General features: G+C 74.5%; 14 protein-coding genes and 1 pseudogene. 5 read left to right on the top strand and 10 right to left on the bottom strand.

Features of this window, described 5'->3' with window-relative positions:
- From ABZY91_RS38885 to ABZY91_RS38875, 3 genes are all read left to right on the top strand, one after another.
- Positions 1 to 985 (top strand): zf-HC2 domain-containing protein (locus tag ABZY91_RS38885; protein WP_355408574.1); only part of this gene is annotated, 985 nt, incomplete at its 5' end.
- Positions 986 to 1,116: 131 nt separating this feature from the next.
- A complete protein-coding gene (locus ABZY91_RS38880; RefSeq protein ID WP_329883180.1) occupies positions 1,117 to 1,566 on the top strand; it encodes a sec-independent translocase in 450 nt (149 codons plus the stop codon).
- 322 nt (positions 1,567 to 1,888) lie between these two features.
- A complete protein-coding gene (locus tag ABZY91_RS38875; protein WP_355408572.1) occupies positions 1,889 to 2,575 on the top strand; it encodes a hypothetical protein in 687 nt (228 codons plus the stop codon).
- A gap of 94 nt (positions 2,576 to 2,669) precedes the next feature.
- Here ABZY91_RS38875 and ABZY91_RS38870 read toward each other — a convergent pair whose 3' ends face one another.
- The 4 genes from ABZY91_RS38870 to ABZY91_RS38855 all read right to left on the bottom strand — a co-directional run bounded on the left by ABZY91_RS38870 (position 2,670) and on the right by ABZY91_RS38855 (position 6,526).
- Complete coding sequence (locus ABZY91_RS38870) at positions 2,670 to 3,830, bottom strand: Mrp/NBP35 family ATP-binding protein (RefSeq protein WP_355408570.1); 1,161 nt, start codon at positions 3,828 to 3,830, stop codon at positions 2,670 to 2,672.
- Between the two features lie 56 nt (positions 3,831 to 3,886).
- Entirely contained in the window at positions 3,887 to 4,507 is a 621-nt protein-coding gene (locus tag ABZY91_RS38865) for a DUF1003 domain-containing protein (protein ID WP_355408568.1), read from the bottom strand.
- Entirely contained in the window at positions 4,497 to 5,780 is a 1,284-nt protein-coding gene (locus ABZY91_RS38860) for a CBS domain-containing protein (protein WP_329883177.1), read from the bottom strand. Before ABZY91_RS38860 ends, ABZY91_RS38865 begins: the two co-directional genes overlap by 11 nt.
- Positions 5,781 to 5,965: 185 nt before the next feature.
- Positions 5,966 to 6,526 (bottom strand): hypothetical protein, encoded by a 561-nt coding sequence (locus ABZY91_RS38855; protein WP_355408566.1) that lies wholly within the window; start codon positions 6,524 to 6,526, stop codon positions 5,966 to 5,968.
- A 253-nt stretch (positions 6,527 to 6,779) separates the two neighbouring features.
- Here ABZY91_RS38855 and ABZY91_RS38850 point away from each other — a divergent pair, with 253 nt between their 5' ends.
- Entirely contained in the window at positions 6,780 to 7,625 is an 846-nt protein-coding gene (locus ABZY91_RS38850) for a DMT family transporter (RefSeq protein ID WP_329883216.1), read from the top strand.
- Between the two features lie 101 nt (positions 7,626 to 7,726).
- Here ABZY91_RS38850 and corA read toward each other — a convergent pair whose 3' ends face one another.
- Positions 7,727 to 8,851 (bottom strand): magnesium/cobalt transporter CorA, encoded by a 1,125-nt coding sequence (gene corA, locus ABZY91_RS38845; protein ID WP_329883175.1) that lies wholly within the window; start codon positions 8,849 to 8,851, stop codon positions 7,727 to 7,729.
- Between the two features lie 470 nt (positions 8,852 to 9,321).
- Here corA and ABZY91_RS38840 point away from each other — a divergent pair, with 470 nt between their 5' ends.
- Positions 9,322 to 9,987 (top strand): suppressor of fused domain protein, encoded by a 666-nt coding sequence (locus ABZY91_RS38840; protein WP_355408564.1) that lies wholly within the window; start codon positions 9,322 to 9,324, stop codon positions 9,985 to 9,987.
- 78 nt (positions 9,988 to 10,065) lie between these two features.
- On the opposite strand, the gene ABZY91_RS38835 is transcribed toward ABZY91_RS38840, so the two are convergent.
- From ABZY91_RS38835 to ABZY91_RS38815, 5 genes and pseudogenes are all read right to left on the bottom strand, one after another.
- Positions 10,066 to 10,926, bottom strand: a complete 861-nt coding sequence (locus tag ABZY91_RS38835; protein WP_329949224.1) for a PHP domain-containing protein — start codon at positions 10,924 to 10,926, stop codon at positions 10,066 to 10,068.
- A gap of 65 nt (positions 10,927 to 10,991) precedes the next feature.
- Entirely contained in the window at positions 10,992 to 11,630 is a 639-nt protein-coding gene (locus ABZY91_RS38830; protein WP_329883172.1) for a DUF6758 family protein, read from the bottom strand.
- A gap of 333 nt (positions 11,631 to 11,963) precedes the next feature.
- Positions 11,964 to 12,110 (bottom strand): hypothetical protein, encoded by a 147-nt coding sequence (locus tag ABZY91_RS38825; protein ID WP_329883171.1) that lies wholly within the window; start codon positions 12,108 to 12,110, stop codon positions 11,964 to 11,966.
- A 387-nt stretch (positions 12,111 to 12,497) separates the two neighbouring features.
- On the bottom strand, positions 12,498 to 13,424 hold the full coding sequence (locus tag ABZY91_RS38820) for an alpha/beta fold hydrolase (RefSeq protein ID WP_355408561.1): 927 nt from the start codon (positions 13,422 to 13,424) through the stop codon (positions 12,498 to 12,500).
- Positions 13,425 to 13,647: 223 nt separating this feature from the next.
- Positions 13,648 to 13,742, bottom strand: a pseudogene (locus ABZY91_RS38815) (FAD-dependent monooxygenase); the annotation flags it as partial.

The following is a 13,742-nucleotide window of genomic DNA, read 5'->3' as shown; positions in this document are numbered from 1 at the left end:
CGTGCCCGGCCGGGCCGCGGCCCGCCGGGGCGGCTGGGCCGCCCTGGGGCGGCGCGGCCACGACGGCACCGACGCCGCCGGGGAACCGCAGCCGGAACGCGGCCAGGCCGGAGCGCCGGGCGAGCCCGCGCTGCGCGCCGTCGCGGTCCGCCCGGGCGAGCCGGCCGCCGAGGAGCACCATCTCGGTGAGCGGCTCTCCTCCTTCGTCGACGGCGAACTCGGCCACGACTCGCGGGACCGCGTCCAGGCCCATCTGGCGACCTGTCCGCAGTGCCTCGCCGAGGCCGACGAGGGCCGCGCCGTCAAGCACCTCCTCACCCGCACCGGTACGCCCGGCCCGTCGTCGGCGCTGATGGCCCGGCTGATGGCCGTCGGCGCGCTCCCGGAGGACGAGCGGCCGCCGGTCGACCGCCCGGGCCGGGACGACGACGACCTGCCCGGCGGCGGGCTGCCGGCCGCCGGGACGCTCGGCGGCAGCCGGCTGAACGGCGGTTCGTTCGGCCGCGGGGCCGGCGCCTCCTTCGGAGCGGGCGCGCTGGGCGCCGGCGCGCCGCTGCCCGGGGTCGACCCGCGGGCGTTCGGTCGCGGCGGTGCGGTCCTGCGCCCGCTGATGGGCCGGCGGACCGCCCGCCCGACGGCCCCGGTCGGGCCGCAGCCACTGGCCGCCGCTGCCCCGGTGGTCCGGCAGGTCCCGCCGCGCGGGCGCCGCTTCGTCTTCGCCGCCGCCGGCGCCTTCTCGGTCGCCGCGGTGACGCTCGGCGGGGTCGGCGGCTTCGCCGGCCCGGGCGACGAGCAGCACGGCACCACGATCAGCCCGGCCGGCGGCAACGGCCGCGGCGGCGGGCTGGTCCCCATGAACGCGCAGGTACCGGTGGACTTCCCGGTCCGCCCGGTGGCGGTCACCCGGGGCGCGACCCCGCCGCACGAGGTGCCGGAGCGCACCCCGAGCTCCGGGATGGCCGGGCTGCACCACGAGAACAGATAGACGGCGGTGGCCCCTGCGGTCACGGTCATCGGCGGGTCTTCACCACGGCTTCATCACACCGGGGTCATGAACCCGCCGATGGCCATTACCCTGTGAGGGACGTTGTCCGATCGCGAGCCTAGGGAGCTTTGGTGTTCAGTGACGTGGGCACACTGGAGGTCCTGACCCTGGCCATCATGGCCATCGTGATCTTCGGTCCTGACAAGCTGCCGAAGCTGATCCAGGACACCATGGGCTTCATCCGGAAGATCCGTTCCTTCGCCGACACGGCGAAGGAGGACATCCGCAGCGAGCTCGGTCCCGAGTTCAAGGACTTCGAGTTCGAGGACCTCAACCCGAAGACCTTCGTCCGCAAGCAGCTCATGGGCGGCGAAGAGGACCCGCTGGGCCTCAAGGACATGCGGGACAGCCTCGACATCCGCTCGGTGCTGGACGACAAGCCCGCCGCCGCCGTGAACGGCCACGGCCGGTCCGGATCCGTCTCGATGGACAAGTCCTCGGTCGCGGCCCCGGTGGCCGCCACCGCCGGCTCCCCGCTGCAGCCCGGCGAGCGCCCCCCGTTCGACCCGGACGCCACCTGAGCGGTGCTTCGCCCGCTCGTCTCCGGGGCGTTCCGGCCCGGCGCCGACGGTCGGTACGCCCTCGTTCCCGCGTCGTCCCCGCGCTTCGGCGCCGGCCCCGCGCTCACCCTTCCGGCGCCCGTCCGGCGACACCACCGCCCCGCCCGCCCGCACGGCTGAGCGGGGCGGCGACGTGTGCGCCGCTATTGTGCTGATTGTTCCCGCTGTGCCGTCTGTCACTTTCCGGTCCGTTCCGGACCGAAGACGGTCGGTGGGGACGCCGCGGTACGCCACGATGGGAGCGCGCCACGGCAGGGATACGTGTGTTTGAGGAGGCCCGGGGATGGACGCGACGAGTCAGGCGGTGGGGACGGCCACGGCCGGCGGACCGGTGGTCGGCGGACAGGCGGGCCCGGCGGACCCGCTGATGCCGTACCTGTCCGCGGACTTCCCGTGGTACGGCCTGGACGACGGCTGGAGCGGCCGCCGCTACCTGCAGCCCGGCGGGCCGGGCGCCGCCGGCGGTCCGCGCGCGGGGGCGGCCCGGGGCTCCGTCGACTACGGCAGCCTGGGCCACGGCGAGGAGCCGGCCCGCCAGTACGAGCCGCGGGACGTCCGGAAGTTCGCCGTCGTCGTGACGGTGGCCCGCCGGGACAGCCGCCGCAGCGCCGACAACACCGGGACCCTGGAGGCGACGTCCGCCTCCTCGGCCGCCTGGCTGGCCGGCTCCGGCCTGCTCGCGGCCACCTGGCCGGGGCAACTGGACCGCTCGCGGCGCCAGGACTGGCTGGAGCAGCAGTCCGCGCTCGCCTGGGACCTCGCCGACGACCTGGCCGGCCCCGGCTGGTCCACCCTCAGCCTTCCGGTCAACGGGCTGCCGCAGCCGTTCCGCTACCGCGAGTCCGAGTACGGGTGGGTGCTGGCGGGCGAGGCCCCCGGCGTCCTGCTCGGCGCCTACGGGCGGGGCATCAGCGCCTACGGCGCCGGCTTCGCCACCGTCCCCGACCTGACCGCCTACACCCGCCCGTAGGCGCGCCGGCGACGAAGCCGTACGGAAGGGGCCCGCCGGTCTCCCGGCGGGCCCCTTCACGCCCTCACGGCCGCACCACCGACGTGGCGGCGCGTCAGAACTTGTTCTTCGGGGTGAGGCCGAGGGAGAGGCCGGAGAGACCGCGCTGGCGGCCGCCGAGCTTGCCGGCGACGGCGCGGAGGGCGGCAGCGGCCGGGGAGTCGGGGGCGGCCAGGACGACCGGGCGACCGTCGTCGCCGCCCTCGCGCAGCCGGACGTCGATCGGGATCGAGCCGAGCACCGGGACGGTGGCGCCGACGGTGCGGGTGAGCGCGTCCGCGACGATCTGGCCGCCGCCGGTGCCGAACACGTCGATCATCTCGTCGCAGTGCGGGCACGGCATGCCGGACATGTTCTCGATCACGCCGACGATCTTCTGGTGGGTCTGCACCGCGATGGTGCCGGCCCGCTCGGCCACCTCGGCGGCGGCCATCTGCGGGGTGGTGACGATCAGGATCTCCGCGTTGGGGACCAGCTGGGCCACCGAGATCGCGATGTCGCCGGTGCCGGGCGGCAGGTCCAGCAGCAGGACGTCCAGGTCGCCCCAGTACACGTCGGCCAGGAACTGCTGGAGCGCGCGGTGCAGCATCGGACCGCGCCAGACCACCGGGGTGTTGCCCGGGGTGAACATGCCGATCGAGATGACCTTCACGCCGTGCGCCTGCGGCGGCATGATCATGTCCTGGACCTGGGTCGGCCGGCCCTCGACGCCCAGCATGCGCGGCACGCTGTGGCCGTAGATGTCGGCGTCCACGACGGCGACCTTCAGGCCGTCCTCGGCCATCGCGGCCGCGAGGTTGACCGTCACCGAGGACTTGCCGACGCCGCCCTTGCCGGAGGCGACCGCGTAGACCCGGGTCAGCGTGCCGGGCTTGGCGAACGGGATCTCCCGCTCGGGGGCGCCGCCGCGCAGCAGCTGCGAGAGCTCCTTGCGCTGCTCGTCGCTCATGACGTCGAGCTCGACCTCGACCCCGGTCACCCCGGGGACCCGGCCGACCGCCTCGCGGACGCGGGCGGTGATGGTGTCGCGCATCGGACAGCCGGAGACCGTCAGGTAGACCGCGACGCGCACGGTGCCGCCCTCGTCGATCCCGACCGATTTCACCATGCCGATCTCGGTGATCGGGCGGTTGATCTCCGGGTCGTTGACGGTCGCCAGCGCCTGGCGTACGGACTCCTCCGTGACGCCGGCCGCGACCTCTGTCTCGTTGGCCATGCCTTGATGGTACGGCGCCGGGAAGGGTGCTTAACCGGTCGGTAGCGTGCCGCAGGTCACAGCACGTCCGAGGTCTCCCGGCGCTCGTCGATCTCCTTGAGCAGCGCCTGGAGTTCGGAGCGGAGGAAGTCGCGGGTGGCGACCTCTCCGAGGCCCTGGCGGAGCGCGGCCACCTCACGGGTGAGGTACTCGGTGTCGGCGATGTTGCGGTCGCTGCGGGCGCGGTCCTGCTCCATGTTGACGCGGTCCCGGTCGTCCTGGCGGTTCTGTGCCAGCAGGATCAGCGGCGCCGCGTACGAGGCCTGGAGCGAGAGCATCAGGGTGAGGAAGATGAACGGGTAGTCGTCGAAGTGCACCTGGTCCGGCAGCACGGTGTTCCAGCCCACCCACACGATCACGACGATGGTCATCCAGACGATGAACCGCCCGGTGCCGAGGAAGCGCGCGATCCGCTCGGAGAGCTTGCCGAAGGCCTCCGGGTCGTACGTCGGCAGGGTGATCAGGCCGGGGCGGGTGGTGCGCGGCTGGTCGAGCCGGCTGCGGCCGCCTCCGGACGGGGGTTCGGTGCGCTGGACGCGGCCGCGTTCGCGGGCGCGCACCTCGCGCAGCTGGCGCAGCTCGCCCTGCAGGCGCTGGCGGGGGGAGTCGTCCCGTCGGCCCTTGCGGTCAGCGTCCACCGGTCACCTCTCTCTCGTCGGCCGGCCCGTGCGGGGCGGCCTCGCGCCAGTCCTCGGGCAGCAGGTGGTCGAGCACGTCGTCGACGGTCACCGCGCCGACCAGGTGGTCGGCCTCGTCGACCACGGGGGCGGCGACCATGTTGTACGTCGCCAGGTAGCTGGTGACCAGCGTCAGCGGGGTGTCCGGCGGCAGCGGGTCCAGGTCGTCGTCCACCAGCGAGCCGACCAGGGTGTACGGGGGTTCGCGCAGCAGCCGCTGGAAGTGCACGGTGCCCAAATACTTGCCGGTCGGCGTCTCGTTGGGCGGGCGGCAGACGAAGACCTGCGCGGCCAGCGCGGGCTTGTTGTCGGAGACCCGCACCCGGGCCAGCGCCTCGGCCACCGTGGCGTTCGGCTCCAGCACGATCGGCTCGGTGGTCATCAGGCCGCCGGCGGTGTTCTCCTCGTAGGTGAGCAGGCGGCGGACGGGCTCGGCCTCCTCCGGTTCCATCAGCTGGAGCAGCCGCTCGGCCTCGTCGCCGGGCAGTTCGGAGAGCAGGTCGGCGGCGTCGTCCGGGTCCATCGCCTCCAGGACGTCGGCGGCCCGTTCGTCCTTGAGCTTGCCGATGATCTCGACCTGGTCGTCCTCGGGCAGCTCCTCCAGGACGTCGGCGAGCCGTTCGTCGTCGAGTGCGGCGGCGACCTCGGCGCGGCGCTTGGCGGAGAGGTGGTGCATGACGTTGGCGAGGTCGGCGGCGCGCAGCTGGTCGAAGGTCGCGAGCAGGTTGGCGGCGCCCTGGTTCTCCTCGGCGAGGGCGAAGCCGGTGACGTCCTTCCAGTCCAGGGTGAGCGTCTCGCCCTTGGACTTGCGCAGCCGGCCGGGCCGGCCGACCTGGACGAAGACCTTGCTGATCTCCCACTCGCGCAGCCGGGTCTGCACCATCGCGACGTCCAGGACGGTGACGTCCTGGTCGGACTTGCTCCAGGTGACGATGCGGTCCAGCAGTTCGCCGAGGACGAGCGTCTCGGACGTGCGCTGTTCGAAGCGGCGCATGTTGATCACGCCGGTGGTCAGCACCTGGCCGGATTCCAGGCTGGTCACCCGGGTCATCGGGAGGAAGATCCGGCGGCGGCCGATCACTTCGACCACGAGTCCGAGCACCCGGGGCGGTCGGCCACCGAGGCGGAGCGTGACCACGACGTCCCGGACCCGGCCGACCTGGTCGCCGTTCGGGTCGAAGACGGCGATGCCGGAGAGATGGGAGATGAAGACCCGGCTGCCTGCCCCTGCCATGGACTCCCTCGCTCGCTCGACGCTCCGGTCGGGCGCGCGGGCACGCCCCGTGGCCAAGGCTACGCGGGGACCCGCGACCGGGCTCGGTGGAAAGCCGGGCGAACCGGGCACGGGCGCGCCGCCGGGGACGCCGGGGACGCCGGAGGGTGGCTGCGGGCCGGGGGTACGCCGGGGGCCGGGGAGGCTCAGCCCTTGCGGCGCTTGAACAGCAGCTTCGGCAGGCCGGCGGGGATCGGCTGCCGGGTGGTGGCAGGGGTGGGCATCGGGGCGGTGGCGTGCGAGGCGTCCGGCATCGCACCCGGCTGCTCGGTGAGCACGCCGTCGGCCGAGCCGGCCGGCTCCAGCCGGAGCACCCGGCACTCGCGGGCCCACCGGTCGGTGACGGTGTCGGTGTCGGGGGCGTTCAGCCGCTTGCCCTTGAGCTCCTCGACGGCGCCCAGCCAGGCCTCGCTCCCCGGGGCCAGTTCGACCACGCGGGCCGGCCAGCCGGTCAGCCGGCCGCCCTTGTCCTTGCTGCGGACGGTCACCACCGCGCCCGCCCCGCCGGCCAGTCCGTGCAGCGGCTGTTCGGCGCCGTCGCCGACCACCACCACCGCGCCGTCGTGCCAGGCGTGCCAGACAGCCCGGCCGTGCTCCTGACCGTCCGCCCGGACCCAGAGCAGCCCCGACTTCTTCGCGGCCTCCTCCAGCAGGGCCCGGTCGAGGAAGTCGTCGGCGGTCGCGGCTGCGGCAGGCGTACGGTCCATGGCGCACAGCGTACGGCCTGAGCCGTCCGGGCGATGTCTCGCGGTTCGGGCGACAGTTCCGTCGGTGCGGCACGGGCCTTACGGTAGGAGTCGCCCGCCCTGCAGCCCGCCCTGCAGTCCTTCCTGAACCGCACCCCTCACTCCGAAGCAGAGGAGCGTCGTGCCCGCCGTCCGGCCAGAGTCTGCCCCCGCCACCGTCGCCGCCCCCACCGGTACCGTCGCGGCCCCCGCGCAGCCGCTCCCCAGGTTCGACCTGCTGCTGCTCGCGGTCTCGGTCGCGGGCATCTCGCTCTCCGCACCGCTGATCAGCGCCACCGCCGCGCCGGCCCTGGCGATCGCCTTCTGGCGCAACGTCATGTCGGTCGGCGTGCTCGGCCCGTACGCGCTGCTGCGCCACCGGGCGGAGCTGCGCGGGATCTCCCGGCGGGCGCTGCTGCTGGCCGTGGCGGCCGGCGCCCTGCTCGCCGTCCACTTCGCGCTCTGGATGCCCAGCCTGCGGATGACCTCGGTCGCGTCGGCGACCGCCCTGGTCACCACCACCCCGCTCTGGACCATCCTGCTGATGCGGCTGCTCGGGGTGCGGGCGCCGCGGATGGTCTGGCTCGGCATGGCGGTGGCCTTCGCCGGGGTCCTGGTGCTCACCGGTGTCGACCTCTCGCTCTCGCCGCGCGCCCTGGCCGGGGACGCGCTGGCGCTCGGCGCGGGCCTGGCCGCCGCCGGGTACGTGCTGCTCGGCGCCGAGGTCCGCCGGACCGTCAGCACCACCGCGTACACGCTGGTCTGCTACGCCACCACCGGCGCGGTCCTGCTGGCGGTCTGCCTGGTGGCCGGGACGCCGCTGTCCGGCTGGTCGGCCGGGGCCTGGTGGCAGATCGTGCTGCTGATGGTCACCGCCCAGCTGCTGGGCCACTCGCTCAGCAACCGGGTCGTGCGCACCCTCGGGCCCTCGGTCACCTCCACGTCGGTCCTGCTGGAGACCCCGGGCGCCGCGCTGATCGCGGCGCTCTGGCTCGGCCAGTGGCCCCCGGTCGCCGCGTACCCGGCGGTGGTGCTGATCCTGCTGGGCCTGGTGCTGGTCGCGCGCGCCGGCCGTCGGTAGCCGACAGCCGCCCGGTGGCCGGTCGGTGGCCGGTCGGTGGCCGGTCACCGGTGCCCGCCCCGGACCCGCTGCGGGCGGCGGGCGGCGGGCCCGCCCGGGCCCTACAGCCAGCCGTTGCGACGGAAGCCGCGGTACATCCCGACGCAGATCAGCACCACGCTGCCGAGCACCATCGGATAGCCGTACCGGTGGTGAAGTTCCGGCATGTAGTCGAAGTTCATGCCGTACACGCCGGTGATCATGGTCGGCACGGCGAAGATCGCCGCCCAGGCGGTGATCTTGCGCATGTCCTCGTTCTGCGCCACCGAGACCTGCGCCAGGTTGGCCTGGAGCAGCGAGTTCAGCAGTTCGTCGAAGCCGTGCACCTGCTCGGTGACCCGGGCGAGGTGGTCGGCGACGTCCCGGAAGTACTTCTGGATCTCCGGGTCGACCAGCCGCTGCAGCGGCTCCGACAGCTGCTGCATGGGCCGCAGCAGCGGCGCCACCGCCCGCTTGAACTCCAGGACCTCGCGCTTGAGCTGGTAGACCCGGCCCACGTCGGTGCCCCGGCCGCCCCGGTTGGAGAAGACGTCGAACTCGATCTCGTCCACGTCGGTCTGCAGCCGGTCGGCGACCAGCAGGTAGTTGTCCACCACCTGGTCGGCGATCGCGTGCAGCACCGCCGACGGGCCCTTGCCGAGCAGCCCGGAGCCGTCCGCGTCGGCCTCCAGCCGGTGCCGCAGCTCCTTGAGCGAGCTGTGCCCGCCGTGCCGGACGGTGATCACGAAGTCCCGCCCGGCGAACACCATCAGCTCGCCGGTCTCGACCACCTCGCTGGTCGGCGTGAGCTGGTCGTGGTCGACGTACCGGATCGTCTTGAAGACGGCGAACAGCACGTCGTCGTACCGCTCGACCTTCGGCCGCTGGTGGGCGTGCACCGCGTCCTCGACCGCCAGCGGGTGCAGTCCGAACCGCTGGGCGATTCCCTCGAACTCGGCCTCGGTCGGCTCGTGCAGCCCGATCCAGCTGAACGAGCCCGCGCCGTCCGGGAGTTGCTTCGAGGCCTTGACCAGTCGGGCCGCCTCGCGCGGGCTGCAGCTCTCGCCCAGCCGCTTGCCGTCCTGGTAGACCGCGCAGTCGACCACCGCGGACGGGGTCTGGCCCGGGTGGATCGTGTCGAACAGGCCCGACGCGGAACGGCGGCGGTTGGTGCGGACGGCTGCGCGCAGGCTGTTGATCATCGACATGGCAGGCTCCCTGGGGCAGGAGCCGCCGCACGGCGGCGCGGTGACGGATGGCCGTGGTGCGACGGCGGAGGAACACCGATGGAATCCGGCGCCTGTGGTCGGTCCTCGGCCTTGCTGGGGCGCGCGAGACGGAACGACCGGACGTCGGTGGGGTGCTCTCCCGGCCGGACCGGAGACCGCCGTGACGTTCGCACGGGGGGCTGGTCCAGCTGCTGCCGAGGTTTCTCAGGCCCGCTGTTTCAGCCCGCGTGGCGAGGGGTACGGGGAAGGCGTCCGGGCCGGGTAGAGCTGCCGGTACTGCATGGTCGGCTGGTATCCACCGCAACCACCTCCTTCGCGCCGCTGCCCCGGAGGAGCAAGGATCCCCGGTAGCCAGTCGCTCACACTAACATCTGACCGGCCATCGCCGCTCCGGTGTTCGCATGACGGCCGTGCCGACGGCGGGCGGCGCGCGGGTTACGCTCACCGGCATGGCGCACGACTTCCCGCTCTTCGGCGACCCGTCCTCGGACTCCGGTGACTCCTCCCCGGCCCCCGGCGGCACCGGCCTCTCCCGCGACGCGGTGCTGACCGCCGTCGAGGCCCGGCTGCTCACCACCTTCGGCGAACCGAGCGGCCGCGCCGCCGTCACCTTCCTCGGTGCCGACCGGATCGAGGTGCTGCGCTTCGGCCCCGACGCCGAGGGGCTGGTCCGCTACGCCACGCTCGGGATGGCCGCCGCGCCGATGACCGACCCGACCGCCGCGGTCGCCGACCCGGTCCGCGGTCCGCGCGCCGAGCTGGTCCTGACGGTTCGTGGGGGGCGTGACAGCGTGCTCCGCACGCTGGCCACCTTCGCGGCGACGCCGCAGGTCGAGGGGCTGGTCCCGGCCCCCGGCGGGTCGCTGGACCTCGGTGCCCCGCTCTGGGACGGCGCGCCGTTCACCTCGGTGCTGGCCGCCGAGCCCGGCGGTCTGGTCGAGGACCTGGCGCTGGACGAGCCGGCCGACCCGGTCCGCTTCCTGCCGCTGCTGCCGATGACCCCCAACGAGGCCGGCTGGAAGCGGGTGCACGGCGCGGCGGCGCTGCAGGAGCGCTGGCTCCAGCACGGCACCGACCTGCGCGACCCGGACCGCCGCGGCGTCCGGCTGGACTGACGGTCCGCCACGGGGCGTGCGGCGGGCGCCCGCACCGCGTCGGACCCGCCTCGCGCCGGCGCGAGGACCGGCGGGCGATCAGCCGCCGATCGGCTTCGCGCCGGTGGCCTGCCCGACCAGCGCCTCGTAGACGGCGGGATCGGTGGTGTGCGCGCCGAGCCGGACCGTCTTGCGGGTGCCGTGGTAGTCGCTGGACCCGGTGGTCAGCAGTCCCAGCTCGGCCGCCAGCCCGCGCAGCCGGAGCCGGGCCGGCTCGTCGTGGTCGATGTGGTCGACCTCCAGCCCGGCCAGCCCGGCCGCCGCGAGGTCGGCGATCACCTGGTCGGAGACGGTCCGTCCGCGCTTCACCGCTCCCGGGTGGGCGAACACCGGCACCCCGCCGGCCGCCCGGACCAGCCGGACCGCCGTCACGGGGTCCGTCTCGTGCTTGGGGACGTCCGCCCGCCCGCCGTTGGCCAGCCACTCCGCGGTGAACGCGTCCGAGACCTCCGCGACCACGCCCGCCTCGACCAGGGCGCTGGCGATGTGCGGCCGGCCCACCGAGCCGGCTCCCGCGATCCGCTGCACCTGCTCCCAGCTGATGTCCGCGCCCAGTGCGCGGCAGCGCTCGACGATCGCCTCGCCGCGCCGGAACCGGTCGGTGCGCACCAGTTCGCGCTCGGCCGCGAAGGCCGGCTCGGCGGGGTCGAACAGGTAGGCCAGCAGGTGCATCGAGATGCCGTCCACCACGCAGGAGAGCTCCGCGCCGGGGACGAGCCGCAACCGGGTGCCGGCGGGAAGCGCGTGCACCGCGTCGGCCGCCTCGGTGTGGCCCGCCACCGTGTCGTGGTCGGTCAGGGCGACCACGTCCAGCCCGGCCGCCACCGCAGCCGCGACCAGCTCGGCCGGGCTGTCCGTACCGTCGGACGCGTTGCTGTGGGCGTGCAGGTCGATGCGCACGGGCGGTGCTCCCTGGGTCGTCGGCGGAGGTGCGGCCCAGGATAGTGCGCCCGGGTGTCGGGGGATCAGCCCAGCAGACGGGGGGAGAGCGCCCCGCAGGGCAGCAGGTCGAGCTCCGCGCCGGCCTCCCGCAGGTCGGTCAGCACCAGCTCGTCGTACATGACCAGGGCCGACTGTTCGGGCCAGGCCACCGCCCAGAGCCAGAGGCCGCGGGCCTCGCCGGCGAAGACCGCGCGGTCGGCCGGTGCGTCCGGGACGTGGAACATCGGGGTGGGCCGGCCGGCGGCCAGCAGCTTGGCGTCCGCCGGCTTGTAGAGGCCGACCGAGTCGCCCGGGTCCGGCCCGGGGAGCCCCGCGTACCGGGCACCGAGCCCGACGCCCAGCTCCTCCGCGATCAGGACCAGTTCGCCGAACCCCCCGAGCGGCGCCGGGCCGGCGCAGGCCACGGCGGTGGCGCGGGCGCCCGAGATGTCGTCGCCGACGTGCGCGATGCCGGTGTACAGCCAGCCGACCGGGAGCGGCCAGGGCAGCCAGACGGGGACCTGCGAACGGGCGACGGCGACACCGAGCGCCTCGACGCTCGGGGGCAGCACCGGCTGCATCGGATGCACGGCGCCGTGCCGGTCGCACTGCCAGGTGTCTGAGAACAGACCGGGAGCGCGGACCCGACCGGCGCACCTCGGGCAGCTTGGCTCGCCCCTCATAGCCGACAACGCTCCTCCCTCCGGACCGCCGCGTCAAGGACGATCACCCGTACGGAGGGCGGTCCGGCGGCACCGGTCGGTGGCGGACGGCCGGCCGGCGCGGGGTGGGCGCGGTGCGGCGGATTCCGTTGGGGAACTGTCCAGCCGGGGGCGGCGGCAAACGTCCGCGGCGCGCTCCGGGGTGCGGCGCCGGGCGGTCCCGGACGCACTGACGCCCCGTCTCCGCTGGTGCGGTGGCGGGGCGTCAGTCCGGTTTCGGAACGTCGGGGTCGGACGATCCCGGCTCGTCGGCGGCGGGTGAGGCCTCCCGGTCGGAGGCGCCGCAGCGGCCGGTCAGGCGGCGGGGCACGGGCGGATGAGCAGGCGTTCGCCGGTACGGGCGGCGGCCTGGACGAGCTCGCGGACGGTTTCGGCGTCGGCGATCAGACGGTCGGTGGCGGTGCCGCGGGCGTCGTCCAGTCGGAGGATCTCGAAGCGCATGGGCGTCTCCTTTCCCGGCCCCGTCGAGCGGGGCGTTGGTGGCTGAGTCGGTATCAGCCCTTTCAGGGTCTGTCGGGTCGAACGGTCGACCGACCGTTGCGGCAAAGAGGGCTCCCCCCTGCGTGCCAAGGGTGTCTTTCCCTCGAATCCACTCTGCGGTGGTGCTGCTACCGGGCCGTTGCCCGTCCGTAAAGTCCTGGTTTCGGAGGATCGACATCGACAGCACGCCGACGTCAGTGTCAACGATGTTTCCAGGACCGAATCAAATATTACCGCAACTAACGAATTTTGTCGCATGCCTTTTACCAGAGGCCCGGAGCGGGCGCACGGCGGGGCCCGGTCCGCCGCGTCGGCGCTCCGGCGGCGGCCCGGCTCCGGACCGGCCGGTCAGCCCCAGAAGGCGGTCAGGGCGGCGGCCGTGGCGGCAGGCTGATCGGCGTTGGGGGAGTGGCCGGCGTCCTCGACCACGACCCGGCGGGCACCCAGCCGGGCGGCCATCGCGGTCTGCTCCGGCACCGGCCAGGCGTAGTCCCGCACTCCCGAGAGCACCAGGGCGGGCAGCCCGGCGGTGACCGTCGCGGCCAGCTCGTCCACCCGGTCCGGTGCCGCGACCAGGTGGCCGCCGGTGGTGATCAGCGCCTGCGGCACGTTGGCCAGCCAGCGGCGGTGCAGGAACGCGGCGACCTCGGCGCCCGGGCGGCGGGCCCGGTCGCCGCCCTCCTCCAGCTGCTGCATCACCTGCCAGATCTCTTCGAGGGTCATCGTCGGCAGCACGTCGACCAGCAGCCGGGTCCGCTCCGCCTCGGCCGGGTCGATCGGGCCCGGCCCGGTGGACATCAGCGTCAGCGAGGACCACGGCAGCGATCCGCGGCCGCCCGGGCGGGCCACCGCCTCGGCCTCGGCGGCCAGGACGGCCTCGCGGACCACCTGGCCGCCGAGGGAGTGGCCGAGCAGGTGCAGCCGCCCGCCGGCGCCGTTCCCGTCGGCCGCGACGGCCTCGGCCCGCAGTGCGGCGGAGAGCGCCCGTACGTCGGCGCCCAGCGCGGCCACCGCGTAGGCGGCCGGGTCGTCCGGTCCCCCGGTCTCGTACTGCCCTCGCTGGTCGATTGCCGTCACCCGGTAGCCCGCCGCCGCCAGCGGCTCCAGCAGGGCGATGAAGTCCTCCTTGCTGCCCGTGAACCCGGGCACCAGCAACGCGGACCCGCGCACCGCCCCCGCCGGCTCCGCCCGCAGCGCGGCGAACCCGCCGCGGGTCGTCGCCACCCGCAGGGCGCGCGCGCAGGACGGGAGCGTGAGGAACGGCGGCGTACTCATGGGGACGGACCTCCTGGGGCCTGGGGCGGCGGGGTGAACCGGCGGACGGGCCCGAGCCTAGGTCTGCCGTCGAGCCCCCGCCCACCCGGTTGCGCCGGTGGCGGCCGGGCGGCGGCGGGGCGGCGGCGGGCAGACCCGCGGATCGGTGTGCGGACGCCGAAGGGGGCGGCCGGAACATTCCGGCCGCCCCCTTCGACAGGGTGGATCAGCTCTCCGGAGCCACCTCGGGGGCGCAGCCGCGCAGGACGGCGGCGAGCTTCCAGGCGAGGTTGTGCGCGTCCTGGATGCCCATGTTGGATCCGTAGCCGCCGGCCGGCG

The sequence above is a fragment of the Kitasatospora sp. NPDC002965 genome, from assembly GCF_040611255.1.
GTDB lineage: Bacteria > Actinomycetota > Actinomycetes > Streptomycetales > Streptomycetaceae > Kitasatospora.
This window is presented reverse-complemented; position numbering and strand designations above follow the sequence as displayed.